24 protein-coding genes are annotated in these 24,469 nt (G+C 67.4%); 8 read left to right on the top strand and 16 right to left on the bottom strand.

Features of this window, described 5'->3' with window-relative positions:
• Positions 1 to 397 precede the first annotated feature (397 nt).
• Positions 398 to 1,354: an AraC family transcriptional regulator gene (locus FHU31_RS25760; RefSeq protein ID WP_167163489.1), complete on the top strand. Its 957-nt coding sequence runs from the start codon at positions 398 to 400 to the stop codon at positions 1,352 to 1,354.
• Here FHU31_RS25760 and FHU31_RS25765 read toward each other — a convergent pair.
• Genes FHU31_RS25765 through FHU31_RS25775 form a run of 3 tightly spaced genes read right to left on the bottom strand, consistent with a single transcriptional unit; the run spans position 1,327 to position 4,271 of the window.
• Positions 1,327 to 2,481, bottom strand: a complete 1,155-nt coding sequence (locus tag FHU31_RS25765) for a cation:proton antiporter (RefSeq protein WP_167163490.1) — start codon at positions 2,479 to 2,481, stop codon at positions 1,327 to 1,329. The two genes, FHU31_RS25760 and FHU31_RS25765, sit on opposite strands and share 28 nt — an antisense overlap.
• Positions 2,478 to 2,906, bottom strand: coding sequence for a hypothetical protein (locus FHU31_RS25770; RefSeq protein ID WP_167163491.1), 429 nt, complete (start codon positions 2,904 to 2,906; stop codon positions 2,478 to 2,480). Before FHU31_RS25770 ends, FHU31_RS25765 begins: the two co-directional genes overlap by 4 nt.
• A gap of 42 nt (positions 2,907 to 2,948) precedes the next feature.
• Positions 2,949 to 4,271 carry a carotenoid oxygenase family protein gene (locus FHU31_RS25775; RefSeq protein WP_167163492.1) on the bottom strand — a complete coding sequence of 441 codons (1,323 nt, stop codon included), beginning with the start codon at positions 4,269 to 4,271 and terminating at the stop codon, positions 2,949 to 2,951.
• Positions 4,272 to 4,329: 58 nt separating this feature from the next.
• On the opposite strand from FHU31_RS25775, the gene FHU31_RS25780 reads away from it, so the two are divergent.
• The 7 genes from FHU31_RS25780 to FHU31_RS25810 all read left to right on the top strand — a co-directional run bounded on the left by FHU31_RS25780 (position 4,330) and on the right by FHU31_RS25810 (position 10,340).
• Entirely contained in the window at positions 4,330 to 4,851 is a 522-nt protein-coding gene (locus tag FHU31_RS25780; protein WP_167163493.1) for a PadR family transcriptional regulator, read from the top strand.
• A 91-nt stretch (positions 4,852 to 4,942) separates the two neighbouring features.
• Positions 4,943 to 5,689, top strand: a complete 747-nt coding sequence (locus tag FHU31_RS25785) for a PadR family transcriptional regulator (protein WP_167163494.1) — start codon at positions 4,943 to 4,945, stop codon at positions 5,687 to 5,689.
• Positions 5,690 to 5,720: 31 nt separating this feature from the next.
• Positions 5,721 to 6,626 carry an oxidoreductase gene (locus tag FHU31_RS25790; protein ID WP_167163495.1) on the top strand — a complete coding sequence of 302 codons (906 nt, stop codon included), beginning with the start codon at positions 5,721 to 5,723 and terminating at the stop codon, positions 6,624 to 6,626.
• Positions 6,619 to 7,314: a hypothetical protein gene (locus tag FHU31_RS25795; RefSeq protein ID WP_263988014.1), complete on the top strand. Its 696-nt coding sequence runs from the start codon at positions 6,619 to 6,621 to the stop codon at positions 7,312 to 7,314. The genes FHU31_RS25790 and FHU31_RS25795 overlap by 8 nt, the downstream gene beginning before the upstream one ends.
• Positions 7,315 to 7,381: 67 nt before the next feature.
• Positions 7,382 to 8,137, top strand: a complete 756-nt coding sequence (locus FHU31_RS25800) for a class I SAM-dependent methyltransferase (protein WP_234901684.1) — start codon at positions 7,382 to 7,384, stop codon at positions 8,135 to 8,137.
• 17 nt (positions 8,138 to 8,154) lie between these two features.
• Positions 8,155 to 9,648, top strand: coding sequence for a glutamate-cysteine ligase family protein (locus FHU31_RS25805; protein ID WP_167163496.1), 1,494 nt, complete (start codon positions 8,155 to 8,157; stop codon positions 9,646 to 9,648).
• A 20-nt stretch (positions 9,649 to 9,668) separates the two neighbouring features.
• Positions 9,669 to 10,340: a class I SAM-dependent methyltransferase gene (locus tag FHU31_RS25810; protein WP_167163497.1), complete on the top strand. Its 672-nt coding sequence runs from the start codon at positions 9,669 to 9,671 to the stop codon at positions 10,338 to 10,340.
• Positions 10,341 to 10,343: 3 nt separating this feature from the next.
• Here the strand turns inward: FHU31_RS25810 and FHU31_RS25815 are convergent, their stop codons facing one another.
• The 13 genes from FHU31_RS25815 to FHU31_RS25875 all read right to left on the bottom strand — a co-directional run bounded on the left by FHU31_RS25815 (position 10,344) and on the right by FHU31_RS25875 (position 24,433).
• Positions 10,344 to 11,504 carry an acyl-CoA dehydrogenase family protein gene (locus FHU31_RS25815; RefSeq protein WP_167163498.1) on the bottom strand — a complete coding sequence of 387 codons (1,161 nt, stop codon included), beginning with the start codon at positions 11,502 to 11,504 and terminating at the stop codon, positions 10,344 to 10,346.
• Positions 11,505 to 11,513: 9 nt separating this feature from the next.
• On the bottom strand, positions 11,514 to 12,593 hold the full coding sequence (egtE, locus tag FHU31_RS25820; RefSeq protein WP_167163499.1) for an ergothioneine biosynthesis PLP-dependent enzyme EgtE: 1,080 nt from the start codon (positions 12,591 to 12,593) through the stop codon (positions 11,514 to 11,516).
• On the bottom strand, positions 12,590 to 13,540 hold the full coding sequence (gene egtD, locus FHU31_RS25825) for an L-histidine N(alpha)-methyltransferase (RefSeq protein ID WP_167163500.1): 951 nt from the start codon (positions 13,538 to 13,540) through the stop codon (positions 12,590 to 12,592). Before egtD ends, egtE begins: the two co-directional genes overlap by 4 nt.
• Entirely contained in the window at positions 13,537 to 14,229 is a 693-nt protein-coding gene (gene egtC / locus FHU31_RS25830; protein WP_167163501.1) for an ergothioneine biosynthesis protein EgtC, read from the bottom strand. Before egtC ends, egtD begins: the two co-directional genes overlap by 4 nt.
• Positions 14,222 to 15,517 carry an ergothioneine biosynthesis protein EgtB gene (gene egtB / locus FHU31_RS25835; protein ID WP_167163502.1) on the bottom strand — a complete coding sequence of 432 codons (1,296 nt, stop codon included), beginning with the start codon at positions 15,515 to 15,517 and terminating at the stop codon, positions 14,222 to 14,224. Before egtB ends, egtC begins: the two co-directional genes overlap by 8 nt.
• A complete protein-coding gene (gene egtA, locus FHU31_RS25840; RefSeq protein ID WP_409371185.1) occupies positions 15,514 to 16,767 on the bottom strand; it encodes an ergothioneine biosynthesis glutamate--cysteine ligase EgtA in 1,254 nt (417 codons plus the stop codon). The genes egtB and egtA overlap by 4 nt, the downstream gene beginning before the upstream one ends.
• 105 nt (positions 16,768 to 16,872) lie before the next feature.
• On the bottom strand, positions 16,873 to 17,511 hold the full coding sequence (locus FHU31_RS25845; protein WP_167163504.1) for a sensor domain-containing protein: 639 nt from the start codon (positions 17,509 to 17,511) through the stop codon (positions 16,873 to 16,875).
• Positions 17,512 to 17,542: 31 nt separating this feature from the next.
• Complete coding sequence (locus tag FHU31_RS25850) at positions 17,543 to 18,067, bottom strand: hypothetical protein (protein WP_234901647.1); 525 nt, start codon at positions 18,065 to 18,067, stop codon at positions 17,543 to 17,545.
• Between the two features lie 102 nt (positions 18,068 to 18,169).
• The gene (locus FHU31_RS25855; protein WP_167163505.1) at positions 18,170 to 18,556 is read right to left on the bottom strand and encodes a hypothetical protein; all 387 of its coding nucleotides are present in this window, start codon (positions 18,554 to 18,556) and stop codon (positions 18,170 to 18,172) included.
• A gap of 53 nt (positions 18,557 to 18,609) precedes the next feature.
• A complete protein-coding gene (gene treS / locus FHU31_RS25860) occupies positions 18,610 to 20,865 on the bottom strand; it encodes a maltose alpha-D-glucosyltransferase (protein WP_167163506.1) in 2,256 nt (751 codons plus the stop codon).
• 150 nt (positions 20,866 to 21,015) lie between these two features.
• Positions 21,016 to 22,065, bottom strand: a complete 1,050-nt coding sequence (locus FHU31_RS25865; RefSeq protein WP_167163665.1) for a DUF4185 domain-containing protein — start codon at positions 22,063 to 22,065, stop codon at positions 21,016 to 21,018.
• A 70-nt stretch (positions 22,066 to 22,135) separates the two neighbouring features.
• Positions 22,136 to 23,167, bottom strand: coding sequence for an aspartate-semialdehyde dehydrogenase (locus FHU31_RS25870; protein ID WP_167163507.1), 1,032 nt, complete (start codon positions 23,165 to 23,167; stop codon positions 22,136 to 22,138).
• Positions 23,168 to 24,433 (bottom strand): aspartate kinase, encoded by a 1,266-nt coding sequence (locus tag FHU31_RS25875; RefSeq protein WP_167163508.1) that lies wholly within the window; start codon positions 24,431 to 24,433, stop codon positions 23,168 to 23,170.
• Between the last annotated feature and the right edge of the window lie 36 nt (positions 24,434 to 24,469).

A 24,469-nucleotide genomic window follows, 5' to 3' on the forward strand; every position in this document is an offset into this window, starting at 1 on the left:
AAAGTTGCAGACGCTGTCAATTTTCACAGACTGCCACTCTGCGAATCACCGTGTTTGCTGGTAGGCGGCCATACTTTTGAGCGCAATAAAACTGGCAAAGGAAGCGGCCAGTAAAGTCATTAGCCTCGCGCATGACACCGCGCCGGCCCGCCCCAGCTCCATACGGAAAGCAACCAAACCGGGTGGGCCAGCGCACATTGATACAAAACAGTGATGCGTCACACATCAATGTCGGCACGATCATCCGCCCCGGATATGTCCAGGATCTCGACAATCAGCAATGAGATGTCGGCTGCACGGGATACGTAGCCGCGACCGGCACGGTTGCGGGCACGCCACATACCTAGGTTGTCCACATGTTGAGATGCGGCGTATCGCGGCAGTAGGGTCCGCCGGTATGGATGCGCTCGCAGGACTGCTCGACGGAGTCCGCGCACGCGGGGCCTTCGTGCTTCGACTTTCACTGGACCCGCCGTGGTCCATGCGTATCCAGGACGACGCGCTGACGCTGATCTGCCAGACCGCGGGGAGCTCGGTGGTCATCACCGACAGCGGCGACGAATTCCCTTTGACCGCCGGGGATATCGCATTGGCCAGCGGCGCCTGCCACTACCTGTTCACCTGCGCCGCCGGGGTCGCACCGCAGCTGGTGATCCATCCGGGCCAGCGGTGCACCACCCTCGCAGGCGAGGACATGCGCTTCGCACTGACCGTGGGGGTCCGCACCTGGGGCAACAGCGCGACCGGCACGGACCGGGCCGTCATCGGCGCCTACGAGGGTCGCAGTGAAGTCAGCGCCCGGCTGCTCCGGTCCCTGCCGCCGGTGCTGGTGGTGCAGGCCGGGGAGTCGGCGCCGCTCACCGAGTTGCTCATCACCGAGGCCGGATGCGAGCGCACCGGGCAGGAGGTGTACCTCGACCGCTTGCTCGACTTGATGCTCATCGACACCCTGCGCACCTGGTTCGACGGCGACGGCGTTGCCCCACCGTGGTGGCGCGCCGGCGAAGACGCCATCATCGGTGCAGCCCTGCGGTTGATCCACCACAATCCGCGACATCCCTGGACGGTCGCGAATCTCGCGAACGCGGTGGGCACCTCACGTGCCGTGCTCGCCCGCCGGTTCACAGATCTGGTCGGCGAGCCGCCCATCGCCTTCCTCACCGGCTGGCGCCTGGCACTGGCTGCCGATCTACTCCGGTCCAGCGACCGCACCATCGCCGCGGTCGCCGATCAGGTCGGGTACGGCACACCGTTCGCCCTCAGCACCGCGTTCAAACGGGCCTACGGGATGAGTCCCGCCGCCTACCGCACCGGACAGGCCGCCGGTCAGGTGGCCGGCGCAGCACCGGCCTGACGCCGTTTGGCGACCGCACCGGCCGCCGACGTCGCGGCGATCGCGATGAGTGCGCCGAGGATGAGCGCCGACGGTTCACCCGGCGCCAGCAGCCCCTGCTCGGTGCCCAGCGTGGCCGCCGCCACCGGTACCCCGAGCTGGGCCGCGGCCAGCACGCACAGTGTCAGTGGCTGCCCGAACAGCCGCCCCACCGTGTGAGCAAGGATGGCGCCCACCCCCAATGCCACACCGAGACCGATGAATTCGGGGTGGTCGGCGAGTTCACGTACCTGCAGCGACGCACCGAGCCACACGAAGAACAGCGGCGAGAAGAAGCCTTCGGTGATGCCGAAGAGCTGGCGGGCCAACCGGCGCGGCTCCCCGATCGCCGAGATCACCAGCCCCAGTGCGAAACCGGCCAGCATGATCGACACATGCGTGGCGATCGCCAGCGCAGCAAGGCAGAACAACAGGACCAGGCTGCCCCGCAGCTCCAGTGCCAGCCGGTGAACCTCGGAGTAATGGTGTAGCCGTTTGCGGGTACCGCTGCGTTCGATATGTCGCAACACGATGAACAGCACTGCGGCTGCCCCGGCGATCACCAGTGCGCCGAGTGCCGCACGCGGCGCCCGACCGGGGTCGATCACCAAGGGCAGCAGCACAATCGACGCGGCATCGGCGATCGCTATCTGCGCGGTGACCGCCAACACCGGCGGCCCGGTCAGTCCCAGCGAGTCGATCACCGGCAGGGCGAGCGCCGCCGAGGACGACGCCAGCAGAACAGCGTAAAGGAGTGCGTGTCCGGTGCCGAAGGCTGACGCGATCATCACCCCCAGTACCGCGGCGGCCGCTCCGACCGCGATCGCCCGCAATGCCGCTTTGCCCAGCGCGCCACGCAGCGTGGTATCGCGAACCGGCACGTGGGTGCCGACAACGAACATCACCAATGCGAACCCGATGCTGGCCAGCAGTTGAAAGGTCGGGTTGGTGGCATCGACGATGCCGAACCCGGTTCTGCCGACGACGATCCCGGCCACCAGCTCACCGACCACCACCGGCAGGCGCAGCCTCGGGATAGCGGCCAGTGCCGGACCGGCCAGTCCGATGACCGCCAGCAGAGCCAGGGTGTCGAGTCCGAAACCCGTCATCTCAGGAGGTCACGCGATTCCGCCCCGGGAACACTCCCCGTCGCTCCGGCATCCTGCCACGACACCAACCGGCACGGGATCGGGGTGTTCTCGTCGGTCAGATAGCTCGCGCACACCCGGTGGTACCCGTCGGCCACCTCCATCCGCACGCTCAGCGCGTACTGGCCACGGACCAACAGGATCGGTGAGAGCCGCTTACCGTCGCTGATCTTCGCCAAATCGTTGCGGACGTGGGAATTGCTCTCCGGGAGCAGAACGAGCCGCGCCGCGCGCAGAATGTCCTTCGCCTTGCGCTGCACGGGTTTCGCGTTCTTCAGCGCATCCACCGTCGACGTCACCACCGCCGCCTCCGCAAGCATGCTCAGGTAGTCCGCCGCAGCGTCGTAGTCGTGCTCTTCCGGCTCATCCAGCCACTTCACACCCATCCGGACACCCTAGCCCCGCCGGACCGGCAACCTGCTGGGAAATCAGGCGCTGATCCAGTTCCCATGAAAGCCATAGGGAACTCGGCGCGGGAGGTGGATCGTCGCGACCGGGTCACCCCCGAAATCGGCGGCGTCCACGATCACCAGGTCACTGCCGTCGCGCTCCGGGTCGTAGACGTAACCGAGGTACCAGCCGTTGCTTTCGTCGGCGTGGCCGTGGCCCGGCACGAACACCGCCTCCCCTGCGCCGCCGGTCCCGAGGTCGTGACGCACCGCCGTCCCGCCGCTCAGGTCGTAACGCAGCCAGCTGTTCTCGCCGACCGCCACCGTGTACCGGGCGGGCAGCCCGGCGAGCCGGTCGTCGATGCGCGGGAACTCCACACCGCTGTCGTCGAGCTGACGTTCGCGCACCGCACCAGCCGCCAGATCGATCCGCCATTCCCACAACACACCTTCGACGTCGAAATCGCTGGCGCGCCGCCACAGTTCCGGGTACCGGACCGCTTGCAGCACAATCGAATCACCCTCGTCGTGGGCGTTGGCGACATGGAAGACGTAGCACGGGTCGATCTCGAACCAACGGATGTCACCGAACGGGTCGCTGCGGCGCAACACCCCCAACCGGGCCCCGTAGGAGTCGCTCCAGCGGTAGGGCATATCGCGTTCGGCACCGATCGCGATATTCATGTCGAAGACGATGGGCAGGTCCAGGAAGACGATGTGCTCGGCGGTCATCGCGAAGTCGTGCATCATCGTCAGCGCCTTCACCTCGACGGGTCGGTTGACGATGAGCTCGCCGTTGGCGTCGGCGCGGTGATAGGTGACGTGCGGGGCGAAGATGCTGCCATATCCGAAGAAATGCAGTTCTCCGGTGGTCGGGCAGATCTTGGGGTGCGCGGTCATCGCGTCGGCGAGCTTTCCGCCGAAATCGTAGGCGCCGACGGTTTCCAGCTCGTTGGTGATCTCGTAGGGGAGCGAGGATTCGACCAGGGCCAGCGTCTTGCCCGCGTGGTTGACGACGTGCGTGTTCGACGTGGCGGCGCGCAGGTTCCGGCTGCCGTCACTGTTGTACAGCGGAAAGTCCGCCACGAAACTGTCCGTGCGCACCCAGCGGTTGCGATACCACTTGGCTGCGCCGTGTTCGACGCGGACGCCGTGGATCATGCCGTCGCCGAGGAACCAGTGCGCCGATGCCTGGCGCGGATTGGGCCCGTTACGCAGATACCAACCGTCCAGTTCGGGCGGGATGGCACCGTCGACGGGCAGATCGTATTCGGTGAGTTCGTCGGCGACGGGCGCGTAGTTCCCCCGGCGGAAGAAGTCCCCCGTGGTGGGCAGTCCCGTGGAGAGTGAGGGCTGAGTCATGCAGCCCACCCTGACATTCCACTAATGACATGTCAAGAGTGGAATGTAGGATCCGCTCATGAGTTTACGAATCGCCGCACTAGGCCTGCTCGCCCAACACCCTGGCAGTGGATATGACCTGATGAAGCGATTCGAGAAGTCGATGGCCAACGTATGGCCGGCCACCCAGAGCCAGCTCTACGGGGAGCTCAACAAACTGGCGGCAGCGGGCCTCATCGAGGTCGCCGACACCGGTCCACGCGGACGAAAGGTATACCGCGCCACAGATTCCGGGCGAGACGAGCTGCTGCGCTGGCTGATCAGCCCACAGGATGACCCGCCCTATCGCAGCCCCGGACAGCTGCGCATCTTCCTGCTCGGCGAACTACCCCGGGCCGGCGCCGCCGGGCATGTGCAGACACTGGCCGACCACGCCCGCGCAGAAATCGCCCGACTGGAGGCGCTGCGCGCGCAGCTGCACTGGGACGACTCCGACGAATCGTTCTACGGGTACGCCGCCCTCGAGCACGGACTGCGCTACCACGCCATGCAGGCCGAGTGGGCCGAGTGGCTGGTCAAAGCCATAAACGAGCGATCTTGATATTTCATGGTTGCATCGCGATAGTTTCCGATATATCGTCGACGCATCGGAGGCGCATACCGTGCCTCCCGTCGAAAGAGAGACACCAGACATGAACACCCCATTCACACCTCCCCATCAACCCTTCGGATTCGGCCCCGCATTCGGCCCCGGCGGCTTCGGCCCCGGCGACCGACGTGCACTACACGAACAGCGCCGTCAAGCCCGGCGGGAGTTCCGCGAGAATCTGCGCGAACACGGCGCTGGACCGCAGGGCCCGTTCGGCCCCGGCGGCTTCGGTCCCGGTGGTTTCGGCCCCGGGTTCGGACCCGGTTTCGGCCGCGGCGGTTTCGGTCCGGGCTTCGGACCGGGCGGTCCCCGGGGTCGCGGCCGCGGTGGTCGTGGCGGACGCGGCGGCGGTCGCGGTAAGCGCGGCGACGTGCGTGCCGCGATCCTGACGCTGCTCGCCGAACGCCCCATGCACGGCTACGAGATGACCCAGGAGATCGCCACCCGCAGCAACGATCTGTGGAAGCCCAGCCCCGGCTCGGTCTACCCCACGCTTCAGCTGCTGGTCGACGAGGGCCTGATCGTCCCCACCGAAAGCGAAGGCAGCAAGAAGACTTTCGAGCTGACCGACGAGGGCCGCGCCGCGGCCGAGAAGGTCGAGACCGCGCCGTGGGACGCCATCACCGAAGATGCCGATCCCAACGCCGTCAACCTGCGCGCCGCACTCGGACAGCTGTTCGGTGCCGTCGCCCAGGCGGTGCACACCACCGGCGATGAGCAGCAGCAGCGCATCCTCGAGATCGTCAACAACGCCCGCCGCGAGGTCTACCAGATCCTCGGCGAAGAGTGACCCCGGCGGTGGGTCTGCATAGCCTGGGGGTATGCAGACCCATCCGCTCGGTCCGTTCGACGTCGCCCGCATCGGGTTCGGAGCAATGCAATTGCCCGGACCCGGTGTCTTCGGGCCGCCCCGGGATCGTGATCAGGCGCTCGCCGTCCTTGATCGCGCCGTCGCCTTGGGCGTCAACCACATCGACACCTCCCAGTACTACGGCCCCGACGTGGCCAATGAACTCATCCGGGAAGCACTGCATCCCTACCCTGCCGACCTGGCTCTGGTGAGCAAGGTCGGCGCCCGCCGCGACGCACAAGGCGGCTGGTTGCCGTTCGACCGGCCCGACGAACTCCGCCAGGGCATCGAGGACAACCTGCGTGCCCTCGACATCGACCGGCTGGCCGCGGTGAACCTGCGGATCATGCCACCCCGCGAGGCCCCCGATGAGATCGCACCGGTGGATCCCGAGCTTTTCGGCGCGCAGCTCGACGCGATGATCACCGCGCGCGACGAGGGCCTGATATCGGGAATCGGGCTGTCCAACATCGGGGCCGACCACCTGTCGTTCGCGTTGGAACGCACCGAGATCGCCTGTGTGCAGAATGCTTTCAACCTTCTGGATCGGTCCGCTGCGCCCGTGCTCGAGCTCTGCGCCGGACACGGCATCGCATTCGTGCCCTTCTTCCCGCTGGGTTCGGGATTCCTCCCGGGCAACCCCGTGCTGAACAACGACACCGTCACCCGCGCTGCCGCCGATCTGGGTCGCACCCCGGCGCAGGTCGTGCTGGCGTGGACGCTGACGGTGTCCCCGCACGTGCTGCTGATCCCGGGCACCTCCTCGGTGGCCCACCTGGAGCAGAACCTGGCGGTCGCCGAGGTCGAGTTGCCCGCTGACGTCAAGAACCGCCTCGATAGCATCCTGGATGAGCGCAGCGACGGGATGGGTGACTGAACCAGCAATGAACATCGACAATCTCACCGACTACGCGATCCCCGTCATCGTCGCCATCCTCACCGGACTCGGCGCCGTACTCGGTGTGAGCTTCCGCGATGCCGACGCCACCGAACGCCGGCGCGGCATGTGGCTCTACATGCTGGTCCTGCTGACCGCGATCGCCACCTCCGCGGCGATCAACTCGGCCTCCGGTTTCGGCCGGCCGCTGGCAGCCACCGTGATGGCCGTCGTCGCGTCGGCCGTCGCGATCGGCGCCCACCTGCTGTGGCGCCGGGTCGTCTTCGACGCGCCCCAGCGCAATGTGCACATCGCGCTCGCCGCGGTGGTCCTGGCCGTCGTCGTGATCGTCTCTTCGGTGACCTACAGCTACGTCTCGGGCAAGGCCTGCCGGCAGGCCCAGGGACTGATCACCACCGGGATGGCGCAGTCGGCGTTCGTGCTGCCCTCGTTCGCCAACCAGGGTCCGACGTCGGGCGACTTCCAGAAGTGGTCCCGCGACCTGCATGACGCGGCCGCCCAGGTCACCGAAAAGGGCGAGGTCGCCGACCGGTCCAGGGATCTGGCCGACCTCGCCGACCAGATCACCGCCACGGTGCAGATCGGCGATACCGGCACGCACGCGCTGCTCGGCGCACGGTTCTACGACACGCTGCGGGTGCTGCTGCGAAAGTGCCAGAACATCTAGGCATTTCGGCCGGATACGGCATGGTGATCGGTTCCACGGTGCGGATACCGGCGGGCCTTGTTACATGATGGACCACATGCCGGGGCAGATCTCAGATATCGATCGGATGCCGCGCGGCGGCCCGGACGCCTCCTGTGTGGACCGACTACTGGAAACCGACCGGCCCGAATACCTCGATCGCGAGGACGTCGATCCGGCCGTCAAGCGCAGCGTGATCGCCGCACTGGACTGGACCGGGCGGGTTTTCGGCAACCACGACCAATTCGCCCGGATCGTGCTGGACGAGGTGGCCGACGTGCCGGATCCCAGGATCCTGGAACTCGGCGCCGGGCACGGCGCGCTCTCGGCGACCCTGCTCGCCCAGCACCCCACCGCGCGGCTGACCGTCACCGATATCGCACCGGAATCGGTGGCCGCGATGACCGCAGGAGATCTCGGCCATCACCCGCGCGCCCAGGTCCGCACGATGGACGCCACCGCGATCGACGCCGCCGACGGCGAGTTCGCCCTGGCGGTCTTCGCGCTGTCGTTCCACCATCTGCCGCCCGCGCTCGCGGCGAAGGTGCTCGCCGAGGGCACCCGGGTCGCCGACAAGCTGCTCATCATCGACCTGCCGCGGCCGCCGTCGGCACTGCATCTGCTGAGGCTGGCGACGATGCTGCCGCTGGCGCCCTTCATCCCGTTCGTACACGACGGCGTGATCAGCTCACTGCGCTGCTACAGCCCGTCGGCCATGCGTGCCCTGGCGGCGCACGCCGGCGTGACCGTGGACGTGCGTACCGGCCTGATGAGTCCGCAGATAACGGTGGCCACCCGGCGATAGCCCCGTAGGCTCGGCCCATGGGTGACGACGTCACGCAGACCGACTTCAGCAGAGCCGAACGCCGTGAGTACCGGCGCAAGGTGCAGCTGTGCCTGGATGTCTTCGAAACCATGCTGTCGCAGTCGAGTTTCGAGTTCGACCGGCCGCTGACGGGTATGGAGATCGAGTGCAATCTGGTCGACGGCGCGTATCAGCCGGCGCTGCGCAACGCCGAGGTGCTCGAAGCCATCGCCGATCCGGCCTATCAGACCGAATTGGGCGCTTACAACATCGAATTCAACGTCCCACCGCGTCCGCTTCCCGGTCGCGCCGCCCTGGAGCTGGAAGACGAGGTGCGGGCCAGCCTGAACGCGGCCGAGAGCAAGGCCGCCGAGCATGGTGCGCACATCGTGATGATCGGCATCCTGCCGACCTTGATGCCCGAACACCTGACCGAGGACTGGATGAGTCCCTCGACGCGCTATCAGGCCCTCAACGATTCGATCTTCACCGCCAGGGGTGAGGATATCGACATCGATATCGCCGGGCCGGAGCGGCTGGCGGTGCAGTCGGCCGATATCGCACCCGAATCGGCCTGCACCAGTGTGCAATTGCATCTGCAGGTGTCCCCCGCCGACTTCGCCAAGAACTGGAACGCCGCCCAGGTGCTGGCCGGTCCGCAGCTGGCACTCGGCGCCAACTCGCCGTACTTCTTCGGGCACGAGCTGTGGGCCGAGACCCGGATCGAGCTGTTCGCCCAGGCCACCGACACCCGCGCCGACGAGCTCAAGACCCAGGGCGTGCGGCCGCGGGTGTGGTTCGGCGAACGGTGGATCACCTCGATCTTCGATCTCTTCGAGGAGAACGTCCGCTACTTCCCGTCGCTGCTGCCCGAATTGTCCGACGAGGATCCGGCGGCCGAACTGGCGGCCGGGCGCTCCCCGCAACTGGCAGAGCTGCGGCTGCACAACGGCACCATCTACCGGTGGAACCGCCCGGTCTACGACGTCGTCGGGGAAGGCGCTGCCAGCCGACCGCATCTACGGGTGGAGAATCGCGTCCTACCGGCCGGCCCGACCGTGGTCGACATGCTGGCCAACTCGGCGTTCTACTACGGTCTGCTTCGTACCCTCTCGGAGGAGGACCGCCCCCTCTGGACCAAGATGAGTTTCGCTGCGGCACAACATAATTTCACCGCCGCAGCGCGGCGCGGCATGGAGGCCAGACTGTACTGGCCGGGCCTGGGTGAGGTGACACCCGACGAATTGGTCCTGCGCGAGTTGCTCCCCCTGGCCGACGAGGGCTTGCGCCGGTGGAGTGTGGCCGCCGACGTACGCGACCGGTATCTCGGTGTCATCGAGGGCCGGGCGAAGACCGGGCGTAACGGGGCCGCATGGCAGACCACCACCGTGCACGCCTTGCAGGAGCGCGGACTGGCCCGACCGCAGGCACTGGCCGAGATGCTGCGGCTGTACTGCGAGGGTATGCACAGCAACGCCCCCGTGCACACGTGGGAGACACCGCAATCGTGACGCGGCGTACGTTGGATGTCATGACATCTGAGGTCTTGGACTGGGACGGCGCATACCGGCAGGACGGCACCTTCGAGGGTCCACCGCCATGGAATATCGGCGAGCCGCAGCCCGAACTCGCCGCTCTCATCGCCGCCGGCAAGATCCGCAGTGACGTGCTCGACGCGGGCTGCGGACACGCTGAATTGTCGCTGTCGCTGGCGGCGCAGGGTTACACGACCGTCGGCCTGGATATTTCGCCCACCGCCATCGCCGCGGCGAATCGTGCAGCCCAGGAACGCAATCTGAGTACCGCCGCGTTCGCTCAGGCCGACATCACGTCGTTCACCGGGTACGACGGCCGGTTCAACACCGTCATCGACTCGACGCTGTTCCATTCGCTACCGGTCGAAGGGCGGGACGGCTATCTGCAGGCGGTGCATCGCGCGTCGGCCCCGGGTGCGTCGTACTTCGTGCTGGTGTTCGCCAAGGGTGCGTTCCCGGCCGAATTGGAGCAGAAGCCACATGAGGTCACCGAGGACGAACTCCGGGCCGCGGTGTCGAAGTACTGGACGGTCGACGAGATCCGCCCGGCGTTCATCCACGCCAACACCAACGCGATGCCCGACGCACCGTTCGAGATGCCACCGCACGCCACCGACGAGAAGGGCCGGGTGAAGTTCCCCGCGTTCCTACTCACCGCACACAAATAGCGCTCAGAGTCCGCCGCGGGCGACCAGTTGGGCGGCGATGACGTTGCGTTGGATCTCGTTGGTGCCTTCCCCGACGATCATCAACGGGGCATCCCGGAAATAACGTTCCACGTCGTACTCGGTGGAATACCCGTACCCGCCATGAATGCGCACCGCGTTCAACGCGATCTCCATCGCGACCTCCGAGGCGAACAGCTTGGCCATCCCGGCCTCCATATCGCAGCGCTGCCCGCTGTCATACATGCGCGCGGCATACCAGGTCAACTGCCGCGCCGCGGTCAACTTGGTGGCCATATCGGCCAGATAATTACCGATCGACTGATGCTTCCAGATCGGCTGCCCGAAACTCTCCCGCTGCTGGGCATACGCCAACGAATCCTCCAACGCCGCCGTGGCCACCCCCAACGCCCGCGACGCCACCTGGATCCGCCCGGTCTCCAACCCCTTCATCATCTGCGCAAAACCCCGACCCGGCTGCGCCCCCAAGATCGCCGACACCCCGATCCGATACCCATCGAAAGCCAGCTCGCACGACTCCACCCCCTTGTACCCCAACTTGGGCAGATCCCGCGACACCGTCAACCCCGGCCCATGCTCGACCAACACGATCGACATCCCCCGATGCTTCGGTTGCGCCGCCGGATCGGTCTTACACAACAACGCGATCAGATCCGAACGCCGCGCATTCGAAATCCACGTCTTGGCCCCACTGATCACCAACTGCGCACCCTCAGTACGCGCCACCGTGCTCATGGCCTGCAGATCCGAACCCCCACCCGGCTCGGTCAACGCCATCGTCGCCCGGCACTGTCCAGTCGCCATCGCCGGCAGATACCGCTGCTTCTGCTCCTCGGTACCGAACAACGTCACCAACTTCGCCACCACGGTGTGCCCGCCCATCGCCCCGGCCAGACTCATCCACCCCCGCGCCAACTCCTGGGTGACCTGGGCATAACACGGCATCGACACCGGGCTACCCCCAAAAACCTCCGGCACCGCCAAACCGAAAATCCCGATCTGCTTCATCTGCTCGATCCACCGCTCGGGATAAGCATTCGCATGCTCCACCTCCAGCACCGACGGCTTGACCTCACGATCCACAAAAGCCCGCACCGTCTGGACCAGAAACGCCTCTTCATCACTGAGCTGATTGGGTGCGGTCACGCGCTCACCCTAGCTACAGGCCACCAGCGCTTCGGCGAACTGTTCCAACTCGGCTTCGGTGACATCGACGTGCGGTGACACCCGCAGCACGGGTCGCATCAGTTCGTAAGGGGCGCGCACCAGTTCACATGCAGTGGTCACGATGCGGTGTTCAGCGATCAGTCGGGACCTGACCCGCGCCGGGAGGGCGTCACCGGTGGGTTCCAGCGTGGTCAATGCCGTGGGTTCGTCGGCGGGTTCGATGACGCGCCAGCCCGGTACGGCGGACAGCGCGATCCGTGTCCAGCGCCCCACTTCGGCAAGCCGTGTCCGCATCGCCGACGGTCCGGCGGCCAGGTGCTCCCCGACGGCGAGCGAATAGCCGACCCGGGCGGCGATATTGGCCTCACCGCCTTCCAGCGGTGGTAGCCGCGGGGCGAGCCCGCCGGCGAATGCCGGCGCCATGGCCAGCACACCGACACCGCGCGGGCCGGCCAGCCACTTACGCGACGAGGAGTACAGCACGTCCGCTCCCACCGCGCAGTCGAGGTGGCCGAGGGCCTGCGCCGCGTCGATCACCAGCGGCAGCCCGAGGTCGCGGCACACCGGCGCCAGTTCCGCCAGCGGCTGCGCGACACCGCGGTGGCTGCCCAGCGCGGTCAGGTGCACCAACGCGGGCGGATCGGCGCGCAGCACCGCTTCGGCCTCCTCCACCAGCAGGCGGCCCAGTGGGTCGACGGGCAGCGGATGCACCTGAAAGTCGTTGGCCGCCATGATCGCCAGGTTGGGCCCGTACTCCCCCGGCGGGCATGCCAGCGTGCGCGGGCCCGCCCAGCTGCTCAGCAGCAGGTCGAGGGCATGATGGGCACCCGTCGTGAACACCACGTCGGCGTCCGCGATCCCGGCGAGCACCCGCACCGCTTCCCGGCCTGCGTCCAGGACCGGGGTGGCGGCCTCGGCGGCGACATAGCCACCCACCTCGGCCTCATGGCGGGCATGAGTGGCCGCGGCGTCGATCACGGTGTTGCTCTGCCGCGAGCAGGCGGCGCTGTCCAGGTGCAGTCCCGCGGTGGCGACCCGGGCGGCCCGCCACTGCTCGGCGAGTGTCATTTGACTGCCAGCGAGAGTCCGAAGTCACCGGCCGGGTCGGTCCACCAGTGGGTGCGGCGCAGCCCGGCCGCCTCGAGTTCGGCGGCCACGCCCTCGGACCGGAACTTGCAGGACACCTCGGTCAGCATCTCCTCACCCGCGGCGAAGTGCACGGTCAGACCCAGGGCTCCGATGTGAACACGTTGGGCGGGAACGGATCTCAACCACATCTCGATACGTTCCAGTTCGCCGTTCCACTTGGCGACATGTTCGAAGGCGTCGAGGTCGAAGTCGGCGTCCAACTCCCGGTTGACCACGGCCAGCACATTGCGGTTGAACGCCGCGGTGACGCCCGCGCTGTCATCGTAGGCCCGCACCAGGCGGTCGGTGTCCTTGACCAGATCCGTGCCGAGCAGCAGGGCATCGCCTGGGCGCAGCGTGTCCGCCAGCGCGGCAAGGAACTGCGCGCGCGGCGCGGCGTTGAAATTACCGATGGTGGAACCGAGGAAGATCACCAGCCGCCGGCCCACCCACGGGATCTCACCGAGATCCCGTTCGAAATCACCACACACGGTATCGATCTCGACGCCGGGGTACTCAGAGCGAAGGGCGACGGCGGCATCGTGGAGCACACTGGGGTCGACGTCGAACGGGATGAACCTGCGCAGCGCACCGCTGTCACGCCAGGCATCGAGCAGTAACCGGGTCTTCTCCGAGGTGCCGCTGCCCAGCTCCACCAGGGTGTCCGCCCCGGAGGCGGCCGCGATCTCGGTGGCGCGGTCCCGCAGGATGGACGCCTCGGTGCGGGTCGGGTAATACTCCGGCAACCGGGTGATGCGGTCGAAGAGATCACTGCCTTTGGCATCGTAGAACCATTTGGGCGGCAACGTCTTCGGAGTCTGCTGCAGGCCGTCGAACACATCGCGTCGCAGCGATTTGGCCAGATCCGTGCGCAAGCCGGTGGTCATGCCGATCCTTCCAGAGGGGTGAGGGTGATCTCCCCGGACACCACCGCCACGAGGTGGCGGTCGGGAATGTCGCGCCAGGCCGGGTCATCATCATAGGGTTCACTTGCCAGCACCACACCGTCGGCGCGTTCCAGGATCGACAGGGTGTCGCCCCAGGTGGTGGCCAGCAACCGGGTGCCATTTCCGGCCAGGATGTTCAGTCGCGCACCGGGATCGGCGGCACCCACCGCGGCGACGGTATCGCCGAGCGCGTCGAGCCCGCGCTCGAAGAGGTGCGCGGCCAGCACGGCGCTGTCGACAGTGGATTCGGCATCCCGGGAAGGTGGCAACACCGCCCGGTCGACGACGCCGTTGTGCGACAACAGCCAGGTGCCGTCGGTGAACGGGGCTGACGCCGACGGTTCGATGGGCATCCCGATGGTGGCCGACCGGACGGCGGCCACCACACAGCCGCTGCGCAGCGTCGGCGCCACCGAGGCGAAGGAGGCATCACCCCAGAGCGGTTTGTCGCTGCGCCAGCGGTGTACGCCCTGCGCAGAGAAGAATCCCACGCCCCAGCCGTCGGCGTTCACCAGGCCGTGCTTCTGCCGCCGTGGCGAATATGACTGCACCACAAGACCTTCTGGAGGTTCAAGCACCAGCGACGACACCGACACCGGAGCGCCCAGCCACCCGAGATGTCTACACATCCCACGCCAACCGGACGCCCGAGAAGATCTGCCGCCGGATCGGATGGTCCCAGTTACGGAAGCTGGGCCGCACGATGGAGGCGGCCACCGCCCACGAGCCGCCGCGCAGCACCCGGTAGTCGCCGGCCCCGGAGCCTTCGAAGAACGGTTCGCTGTACCGGTCGTAGATCATCGGCCGGAACCCCGGCCAGGGCCGCAGCGCCGAGGTGGTCCACTCCCACACGTCGCCCAGCATCTGTTCGGCCCCGTACGCGGACGCACCGGCCGGATAGGCACCCACCGGGGCCGGGCGCATGGCCTGGCCGCCGAGGTTGACCACCTCCGGTGTCGGTGGTGCACTGCCCCAAGGGAATCTGCGCCGCTCCCGGAGTGCGGGATCCCATGCGCAGGCCTTCTCCCATTCGATCTCGGTCGGCAGCCGGGCTCCCGCCCACGCGGCGTACGCCTGCGCCTCGAAGAAGGTGACGTGCTGTACGGGCTCGTCGGCCGGGATCTCCTCGACATGCCCGAATCTGGTGCGGGTGCCCGCCAAGGCTCCGTCGTCCCAGAACTGCGGTGCCACCAGACCCGCCCGTTCCCGGTGCTCCCACCCGCGCGCCGACCACCAGCGGGGGTCTCGGTAGCCGCCGTCGTCGATGAATCCGCGCCACTCCGCGTTGGTGACCGGAACCCGGCCGATCCGGAAGGCGTCGACGTGCACCGTGTGGGCGGGTCGTTCGTTGTCCAGCGAGTACGGCTCGTCGGATGCGTTGACGCCCAGCGTGAACGGACCCGCAGGCACCGGCACAGCGGTACCCGCGACACCGGGCCGGCCGGCGGGCAGGGGGCCGCCGGTACCGAGGATGGGTGCGCCGGAGCGCAGGTTCAGCGCCTGCAGCATCGTCTCGTCGTGCTGGTTCTCATGCGAGATCACCAAACCGAACCGGAACAGCTCATCCTCCGTGCGCGCCGCTCCCAGGGCATCGAGCGCGCGATCACGCACGGTGCGGCAATACGCCCGGGCATCCGTCGGCGGCAGCAGCGGCAGCCCGAACCGACTGGCGCGGGAATGCACGAACGCGTCATAGAGCCGTTCGACATCCGGCGCCAGCATGCCCGGCCTGTCCGGGTTGCCGTCACGCAGGAGCCAGAGTTCCTCCTGCTGCCCGATATGGGCCAGATCCCACACCAGTGGGCTCATCAACGGGTCGTACTGGCGGTGCAGTTCGGCATCGTCGAAATCGACCAGCGCCAAGGTACGTTCCCTGGCCTGGGTGAGTTCGCGGGCCAGCACCTCTGGTGACGTCACGACCCACCCTTCGCCAATTGTCCGAGCACGGAAGGAATCCCGTCCACGAGCACCCGGTCGGAAAAATCGTCGGCCGCGCTGCGGCCGGCCGACGCATTGCGCAGCAAGAGGTCCAGCTGCTCGGACAGCTCGGCGGGCGCGCGTTCGGCGGCGGCGGTCACGCACCGCACCGCCGCGTCCTTCAACCGCGGATCGCCCAGTCCCACCCTGGCCGCCAGATCCCATTCGGCGGCAACAGGTTCGGTCGCCTCGGCCGCGATCTGCGCGGCGGCGGGGTCGTCCATCAACGTGACCAGGGTGAACACCACAGCCGGCCACACATGGTCGGGCATGCTGTCCAGATAGCGGATCTCCAGCCACTGCCGCGGACGCACCGGCGGGAAGAGCGTCGTCAGGTGGTAGTCGAGATCCTCGTCGGTGGGCAGCCGGCCACCGAGGGCCGCGCGGCCGTCGGCCCAGTCCGCGAACGTCACCCAGTCGGCCACCGCCTCGGTGTGGGCGTCGGCGTCGGTCCCGCGCACCAGCATCACCGGCGCCCGCAGTGCGTAGCGCGCCCAGTCCACCCTGGGGTCGGCACTGTTCTGGCCGAGCACGGGCCCGCAGCGCGCGGCGTCGATCTGCCCCCAGACCCGCTGCCTGGTGCTGCGCCAGCCGGTGAACTGGCCACCGAGCAACGGGGAGTTGGCCGACAGGGCGATCATCGTCGGTCCCAGGGCGTGCGCCAGCCGCACCCGATCAGCCCAGCCCGCGCGCGGGCCGGCTTCGATGTTCACCTGCATCGACGCGGTCGACGTCATCATCTCCGCGCCGGCGGTACCCGTCCGGGCGAAGAAGCGCTCCATGGCCCGGTACCGAGGGCCGGGATGGATTCGCTCGGCCGGACGCAGCGGGTCGGTGCCCAGCAGCACCAGACCCAGTCCACGGGCGGCGAACGCCGCGCTCAGCGCCGCGCGATCGGCAGCGATCGTCGCGATTGCGGCGGACGCCCCGTGCGCAGGTGGGCCGGACAGTTCGACTGCCCCTCCCGGCTCGACGGTGATGGCGCTCCCGCCGGGCAGCGTGGGCACCGAGGCGATGACATCGGCGAGCTCGGCCCAGCCCGGCCTGCGGGACGGGTCCTCGGTGTCGTAACAGTGGGCTTCGAGCTCCAGCCCGACCGCGCCGACGGGACCGTCGCGCAGACAGCCTTCGGCGATACGCGCAGCCATGGCCCCAGAGGCGCAATCGACATCCCACGCGGCGGTGGTCATGCGTGCCATTCCTTCCCCCGGGGGTCTGGACGCTGAGGGCGTTCTCTCTGACTACCCTTTATCTTCCAGAAGGGTCCGACATATTCCCAGGGCTTTTGCGCACAGCTACTGTCCCAGGGAGTTCTGCATGGCACCGGCGAGCACGTTGACCGCCGGTCCGCCGTTCCCAGATTGACAGACCTTGGCTTGTAGCAAAACATTTTCGCGCAGTCGGGTCTGGGTGAAGCAACGCCGGTCGGTCCCGGCTTCCTGCTTGATCCACACCGCGTCGGCGGGCATGGCGGGACCGCCGGTGAAGGTCCACACCTGCGTGACGAAGTCGTCCAGGTGCATCGCCGTCGTCTGCCCGGCGCAACCGACGGTGCGGTCGGTGATCCGGTGGAAGGCCCGGGTGGCCGCATCGTCGGTGGCGAAGACGCCCACCGCCTGCTTGATCAGGTGTGTGGTGTCGGTGGCTGAGGTCTGCGCCAGGGCGCTGTTGAACGAGGCGAGGTCGGGATCGTCGTAGACCTCGGGCAAGCCGATATCGGCCCAGTTGTTGCAGACCGGGGTGTCGACGGAGAAGGTCTGGATCGGGTCGGTGGACACCGTCCCCCAGGCCAGCGGTGCGCCGACGATATTGGCCACCGACCCCTTCGGCAGCACCGCGTAGTTCACCACCCCGGGATCGGACGGCTTGGCCCAGGCGGTGGCGGTCGGCGCGACCGCCAGACACATACCTGCCACGACTGCTGTCAGGCGCATGGCATCGATCATGCCAGGACCGGTGTCGCGGTCAGAAAAGCGTCTGGGTGCAATAGGTCCGGGCCGGGGCGGGATACGGCCATGCGTAGGAACCGGCGACGGCGGGGCATGCGGACTGATCACGCACGTCGAGCCGCTGGGTGATCTGGACGATCAGCTCCGAGCCCCGTTCGGCGCAATCGGCCTTCTGCACCACACCGATCGGCATCTCCATCGTGTAGCAGTGCTGCGCCACGAGATTGGGCACCAGACAGAGTCGCGCCGTGCCCGGCTCCGCCAATTGGGTGGACAGGTGCTGGTATTCGTTGCTCGGGCAGTTGCCGTTCGCGTCGGCGGTGGCACCGACGGTGTAACTCGGATCGGCCGTGCACGCGGACTTGGCGGCGCGGGCGGGCGCTTCCGGAGTCGCAGAGGGGATCTGCACACAGTCACCCACGGTGAAGATCGTCGACGTCGCCACATCGGCGGACTGGGCCCGGAATCCACACGAGGACAGGATGGCCGCCAATACCACAACACCGACCATCAGCACGGTAGGCGACGGTCGGCGTGTCATGGTTAGCGAGACTCTCACGAGTCACCCGCTGCTGCCAAGAGGTCACGGGGATTCTCAGACCCCCGTGACCTTCCTCTTAATGTCTAGGGCCGATCAATGTCCCTAGGGTCGCGGCATGACGTTCGGGCCACCCGGTCCGCCGGGGCCACTCGGTCCCCCAGGACCACCGGGTCCACCCGGGAAGCCGTCGCGGTCACCGGGAGCGCCCGGGAAGAACATGTGCGGCGGGCCCATCGGTGGGCCTTCCCGGTGGAACATGCCCGACTCGCGATGCGGGCCGCCGCGGTGTCCGCCGTCGGAGTTCTTGCCCAGGTAGAACCCGGAGAAGAACACCACCGCGACGATGAAGGTGGCGCCCGCGGCGATACCCACCCAGGCGACGGCCTGGAACAGTTTGTGAGGACGCTTGGGCTCCACGAACACCGGCTGCGTCGGCACGGGGGTTACTGGGGCCACCGGGGTGGTGGGTGTCTCGGCTTCATCGCTCATGCTTCCCATGATGCCGACGCGGGGCAATGTGCCGGTTAGATGGGCAATATGAATCAGCTGTGAGACGCAGCGACGCCCTCGGCGGGCGGCACTTCCACGAGCAGCGACATCCCGTGGTGGGCCGACATCTCGACGGCGAAACTGTGCAGATCGTCGACATGGCCGATCACCTTGCCGCTGAACATGTCCGACACCGCCGCACCGGGGGGCAGGTACTCGGAGCGAACGGTGCCCGCGATGTCCTCGTTGGCGAAGTTCAGCACCGTCAGCTGCAGCTGGTTGGGGTCGTCGAGCTGGTGGACCATGACCAGCATGCCGTGGTGGGAAACGTCGGGGATGTCGATCTGCCGGCTGGTCGCCACCCCGAAATGAGTCCTGACCCGCAGGATGGCCTGGAGCTGGCGGAGAAAACTGGTGTCGTCGGCGAGCTGTTCGGGTAGGGATCCGTACAAGCTGGTACCGCGCGGCATGCCGGCACTGGAGTGACCGGCCTCGGGGTTGACGCCCATCAGATCGTGCGCGGCGCGGTGGATCCAGCGGGTGTCTCCCCCGCGCAGGAGCTCATGGATCTCCGCGGCCGGCAGCGTCAGCATCCCGCAGAGATCCCAGCCGGACAGGGCGAACACCCCCGGTTGCAGCGCGTTGAACATGGCCAGCAGCAGATGTGCCCGCCGGATGCGGTCGATATCGGTGATCTCGTCGAGATCGGTGACACCGAGGGTCGCGGCGATGACCGTGGCGGTGGTGCAGGCGATGCCGTTGGTGGTGAAGACCAGGTTGTACGGCGCGTGCGGGCCGGTGAGCGCATCGGTGAGATCGGTGCGGATGGTCTGCCCGAGTTCTTCGCCGGTGACCTCGTGACCCTTGTAGGTGTAGATATCGTCGCGGTGCCCGGCGGACCAGTGCACCAGCTCATAGGTCAGCTCGTCGTGGTTCTGCAAGGCGTGTACCAGCGAGGCCGGATCGACCTCCGTCTCCAGCGTGGTGCGCAGGGTGAGGCGCAGGAACTCGGTGTCCCCCGTGGCCAGCGCATGCTGGTAGGCGGGCCGGTTGATGAAGTCGTAGGACAGATCGGGTCCGGCGATGCTGTTGTCCCGGATGTCGTCGATGGTCAGGTTCAGCTCCTGGAAGGTGAACCCACCGAGCTTGCGCACCATACTTCCGATGAACTGGTTCGCCGCCTGTGACAGCGGGTGGCCTTCGGACCAGCCGACGTCATCCTCGGCCGATTTCTCCGCGCCGAGGAACCCGTTGGCATCCAGGCGCAGTCCACCCGACCCCAGGTCGCTCAGCGAATGCAGTGCGTCGCCGATCACCAGTCGCATACCGGCGAAGCTGGGATCGAGCCAGTTGATCGAGGGTTGCCCGTCCTTGAAGTAGTGCAGATACACCCAGCGCCGCTCGACACCGTCGACACCGACGATCGGCCGGGTCACACTCCAGTTCGTTTCCTTGATGCCCTCGGCGTAGAAGATGACCCGCTGCAGCCGGCCGATGATGTACCCGGCCTTGTCCAGCCAATCCTCGGTCGCGGAATCGACATTGACCGAATCGACACCGGCCGGGACCTCCGGCAGGTGCTCCCAGTCCCGCGGATCGATGTCGACCATGTGGTAGATACCCGGGTAGTCGGCGTATTTCATCTCCGCCAGCCGGAAATCGGCACCCTTGCCGGTGTGGCCGGGCACGATGTCGTCGATGATGGTGCCGCCGTACCAGTTGGCCGTGCCGCACATCTGCCGGAACTCGTCCTCGGTTCCGAACGCGGGGTCTATCTGGGTGCTGATCCGATCGAAGTGGCCGTCCACGCTGGGCGTCAACTGCCAGCCCGCGATGCCACCCGCCCGTTTCACCGGGCCGGTGTGCACAGCTTGAATACCGATCTCCGCGAACGCTTTCCACATCTCCTCGTCGGCCATCGCCTTGAGGAACGATTCGTCGGGTCGGGTGATCAGCGACAGCGGGTAGGCGGTGAACCATACCGATGCGGTGTCGACGGCCGAGCGCGGGTTCGGCCGCGCGAACGGGTTCTGCCACATCGAGCCCTGCCCGGAGAACTGCTGACTGATCTCGTTGGCGTCGGCCAGCATCGACTGCGACAGCAGCCACGAGACGTACGCGGGGTTCGCCCCGGTCGGCGGCCCGTCCTGAGCCAGCGACCGCCGCACGAACGGGGTGCGCACCCGGGGCCGGGAGCGCAACGTCTTGGGGCGAGCCGGATGCAGATGCTCGTCGAAGGTGATCTCGGCAGGCTCGTTGGACTGACCGTCCACCGCGGGGTCCGGTGGTCCAGCTGCCTGCGACGACATCTGTCTCCTCCCTCACGTGCCACGATGGCGCTACCCCGAGGGGCAGTATTGCCACGTGCCGCTGCGCGCAAACATCGTGGGACCTGTACCCGCGACGGCACAGCGCCGACTCGATGCTACGCGAACACCATGGGAGGCCGGGCGTTCGCGCTAACCCGTTGCCGCCCAAGGCTTCAACGGGTTCACCGCGAACTGGATCACCCGGTATGGGGCATTGTCGGCGGGTGCGGTGTGCCACTGGCTGATGAACACCCTCAGCTCGTCGAGCGTCGACGCCGGCGAGATATAGCCGCCGTACGGTTGAGCCAGGCTGTTGTCGCGTGGATCGGGCAGATCCTCGGGCGCGTCCGGCCACGGCGAGGCCACCACCACCGTGGTGACCGGTGCGGCGCCCAGCTGGGTCGGATCGTCGGCGACGCGCACCTCCATGTTGCCCGTGGTGGCATTGAAATAGGACAGCACCGTCTTACCGTCGATCTGGCGCGCGCTCAGCTCGCCAGCCCGATCGCTCCACAGCGCGGTGGGCGGGTGGCCCCAGCCCCGCGCCGCCGACCAGCCCTGCCAGCGACTGCGGTCGGTGAAATCGGCCGGCGGCACCCGGTACAGGAACACCGGGCTGGTGCGGTCGAAGTTGTCGGCCACGATGTACACCCAGCCGCTCGGCGAGTCGCGGGTCGGAATCGGGTCGTAGTATCCGCTGATCTGCGACTGCGCACCGCCGGCATAGGAGGCGTCGCGCCGAGACTTGGGTACGGTGGGCCAGTTCGGCTGCGCCGCATCGGCTTTCACCAGGCGAGAGGAATCGGGTTTGAGATCGTGCGTGGTGGTGACGAGCATGTAGTTCGCCCGGTTGATCGACACGATCCCGGCCGGCAGTTGCGACGCACCCGCTGGCGGCCGGTCGGCCAGCAGCGGCGTCGTCACCCCGGTGACCCCGGTGACGCGCACGCGGTCGGCGATCGATTCCGGATCGACGTGCAGGGCCACGGGCGAATACCAGTTGCCGAATCCGACGCCCTGGCCTGCGAAGCTGTCGCCGCACACCTGCAGCATTCGGCTGGGGAACTCCATGAACTCACACAGGTCCGTCGCGCCGATACCGTAATCGCCGGTATCGGTGCCCGTTCCGGCCACCGGCCCCAGGCGCGTCACCTGGCCGGGCGCCAAGCCGAGGTCGGCCTGGGCCGGCACGGCGAACATCAGCGCCGAGGCCGACGAAATGGCGCACACCACCCGCACTTTCGCGCCCAAATGTGCACCTCGGCGCAAATTAGCCCTGAGCCAGCAGTTCGGCGATCTGGATGGTGTTCAGTGCGGCACCCTTGCGCAGGTTGTCACCGGAGACGAACAGCGCGAGTCCGCGCCCGTCCGGCGCTCCGGGATCCTGACGGATCCGGCCGACCAGCGACTCGTCCACGCCGGCGGCGGCCAACGGTGTGGGGACGTCCACCAGCTTCACCCCCGGCGCACCGGCCAGCAGCTCGCGCGCCTGCGCGGGCGAAAGGGGTTCGGCGAACTCGGCATTGATCGACAGCGAGTGGCCGGTGAACACCGGTACCCGCACACAGGTGCCGGACACCAGCAGGTCGGGGATACCGAGGATCTTGCGGCTCTCGTTGCGCAGCTTCTGATCCTCGTCGGTCTCGCCGGAACCGTCGTCGACCAGCGCGCCGGCCAGCGGGACCACGTTGAAGGCAATGGGCGCAACGTATTTCACCGGAGCCGGGAAGTCCACCGCACGTCCGTCGTGCACCAGTCCCTCGACACCGTCGATCACCGCGCGCGCCTGGGTGGCCAGCTCCTCGACACCGGCCAGGCCGGTGCCCGAGACCGCCTGGTAGCTCGACACGATCAGCCGGGTCAGGCCGGCGGCGTCGTGCAGCGGCTTGAGCACGGGCATCGCAGCCATGGTGGTGCAGTTCGGGTTGGCGATGATGCCCTTGGGACGCGTGGCTGCGTCACGCGCGAAGTTGACCTCACTGACCACCAGCGGCACGTCGGGGTCCTTGCGCCACGCCGACGAGTTGTCGACGACGACGGCCCCGGCGGCGGCGAATCGCGGTGCCTGCACCCGCGACATGGTGGCGCCCGCGGAGAACAGCGCGATGTCCAGACCGGACGGGTCGGCGGTCTCGGCGTTCTCGACCTCGATCTCCTGGCCGCGGAAGGTGAGCTTCTTACCCTCCGAACGGGCCGAGGCGAAGAACCGCACCGACGTGGCCGGGAAATCCCGTTCCTCCAGCAGTGCCCGCATCACCTGGCCGACCTGACCGGTCGCGCCCACCACACCGATGGAAACCATTTATATCCCCGTCCCCGCGTACACGACGGCTTCCTCATCGCCACCGAGACCGAAGGCCTCATGCAGCGTGGCCACCGCCTTGTCCAGCTCGGTGTCCTTGATCAGCACCGAGATCCGGATCTCGGAGGTGGAGATCAGGTCGATGTTGATGCCGGCGTCGGCCAGCGCCTCGCAGAAGGTCGCCGTCACCCCGGGATGGCTGCGCATACCCGCGCCGATCAGCGACACCTTGCCGATGTGATCGTCGTAGAGCACCTGGGAGAAGCCGATCTCGTCCTTGAGAGCGGTCAGCTTCTCCACCGCACTCGGTCCGTTCTCCCGCGAGCAGGTGAAGGTGATGTCGGTCTTGCCGTCCTCCACCTTCGAGATGTTCTGCAACACCATGTCGATGTTCACGTCGGCGTCGGCGACGGCGCGGAACACCTTGGCGGCGTAACCGGGGACGTCGGGCAATGCCACGACGGTGACCTTGGCCTCGCTGCGGTCGTGCGCGACTCCGGTGAGGATGGCGTCTTCCATGGGGATGTCCTCGATCGATCCTTTGACAATGGTTCCGGGCTTGTCCGAGTACGACGAACGGACGTGAATCGGCACGTTGTATCGGCGGGCGTATTCGACACAACGCAGCATCAGTACCTTGGCGCCGCAGGCGGCCATCTCCAGCATCTCCTCGAAGGAGACGCTGTCCAGATGCCTGGCGTTGGGCACGATGCGCGGGTCGGCGGTGAAGATGCCGTCGACATCGGTGTAGATCTCGCAGACATCGGCGTGCAGGGCGGCGGCCAGGGCGACGGCCGTGGTGTCCGAGCCGCCGCGGCCCAGCGTGGTGACGTCCTTGCTGTCCTGGCTGACGCCCTGGAATCCGGCGACCAGCACGATCTGGCCCGCATCGAGGGCTTCACGCAGGCGGGTCGGGGTGACGTCGATGATCTTGGCGTTGCCGTGCGTGCCGGTGGTGACGACGCCGGCCTGTGAGCCGGTGAACGAACGGGCCTGTGCGCCGAGCGACTCGATGGCCATCGCGACCAGCGCATTGGAGATGCGCTCACCGGCGGTGAGCAGCATGTCCATCTCGCGCGCGGGGGGCGCCGGGGAGACCTGGCGGGCCAGATCCAGCAGGTCATCGGTGGTGTCACCCATCGCGGAGACGACGACGACCACGTCATGGCCGGCCTTCTTGGTTTCCACGATGCGCTCGGCGACGCGCCGAATCCGATCGGCGTCCGCCACCGATGATCCGCCGTATTTCTGCACGACGAGCGCCACTGTAGAACCTCTCAACCGCCGGGATGTCCCAACAAG

The organism is Mycolicibacterium fluoranthenivorans, from assembly GCF_011758805.1.
In the GTDB taxonomy this organism is placed as follows: Bacteria; Actinomycetota; Actinomycetes; order Mycobacteriales; family Mycobacteriaceae; genus Mycobacterium; species Mycobacterium fluoranthenivorans.

Coding starts and splice junctions, on each gene's coding strand:
- FHU31_RS25760 (WP_167163489.1), top strand. CDS start 398: ATGGATGCGCTCGCAGGACTGCTCGACGGAGTCCGCGCACGCGGGGCC.
- FHU31_RS25765 (WP_167163490.1), bottom strand. CDS start 2,481: ATGACGGGTTTCGGACTCGACACCCTGGCTCTGCTGGCGGTCATCGGA.
- FHU31_RS25770 (WP_167163491.1), bottom strand. CDS start 2,906: ATGGGTGTGAAGTGGCTGGATGAGCCGGAAGAGCACGACTACGACGCT.
- FHU31_RS25775 (WP_167163492.1), bottom strand. CDS start 4,271: ATGACTCAGCCCTCACTCTCCACGGGACTGCCCACCACGGGGGACTTC.
- FHU31_RS25780 (WP_167163493.1), top strand. CDS start 4,330: ATGAGTTTACGAATCGCCGCACTAGGCCTGCTCGCCCAACACCCTGGC.
- FHU31_RS25785 (WP_167163494.1), top strand. CDS start 4,943: ATGAACACCCCATTCACACCTCCCCATCAACCCTTCGGATTCGGCCCC.
- FHU31_RS25790 (WP_167163495.1), top strand. CDS start 5,721: ATGCAGACCCATCCGCTCGGTCCGTTCGACGTCGCCCGCATCGGGTTC.
- FHU31_RS25800 (WP_234901684.1), top strand. CDS start 7,382: ATGGACCACATGCCGGGGCAGATCTCAGATATCGATCGGATGCCGCGC.
- FHU31_RS25805 (WP_167163496.1), top strand. CDS start 8,155: ATGGGTGACGACGTCACGCAGACCGACTTCAGCAGAGCCGAACGCCGT.
- FHU31_RS25810 (WP_167163497.1), top strand. CDS start 9,669: ATGACATCTGAGGTCTTGGACTGGGACGGCGCATACCGGCAGGACGGC.
- egtE (WP_167163499.1), bottom strand. CDS start 12,593: ATGACACTCGCCGAGCAGTGGCGGGCCGCCCGGGTCGCCACCGCGGGA.
- egtD (WP_167163500.1), bottom strand. CDS start 13,540: ATGACCACCGGCTTGCGCACGGATCTGGCCAAATCGCTGCGACGCGAT.
- egtC (WP_167163501.1), bottom strand. CDS start 14,229: ATGTGTAGACATCTCGGGTGGCTGGGCGCTCCGGTGTCGGTGTCGTCG.
- egtA (WP_409371185.1), bottom strand. CDS start 16,767: ATGACCACCGCCGCGTGGGATGTCGATTGCGCCTCTGGGGCCATGGCT.
- FHU31_RS25845 (WP_167163504.1), bottom strand. CDS start 17,511: ATGCGCCTGACAGCAGTCGTGGCAGGTATGTGTCTGGCGGTCGCGCCG.
- FHU31_RS25850 (WP_234901647.1), bottom strand. CDS start 18,067: ATGACACGCCGACCGTCGCCTACCGTGCTGATGGTCGGTGTTGTGGTA.
- FHU31_RS25855 (WP_167163505.1), bottom strand. CDS start 18,556: ATGAGCGATGAAGCCGAGACACCCACCACCCCGGTGGCCCCAGTAACC.
- treS (WP_167163506.1), bottom strand. CDS start 20,865: ATGTCGTCGCAGGCAGCTGGACCACCGGACCCCGCGGTGGACGGTCAG.
- FHU31_RS25865 (WP_167163665.1), bottom strand. CDS start 22,065: ATGTTCGCCGTGCCGGCCCAGGCCGACCTCGGCTTGGCGCCCGGCCAG.
- FHU31_RS25870 (WP_167163507.1), bottom strand. CDS start 23,167: ATGGTTTCCATCGGTGTGGTGGGCGCGACCGGTCAGGTCGGCCAGGTG.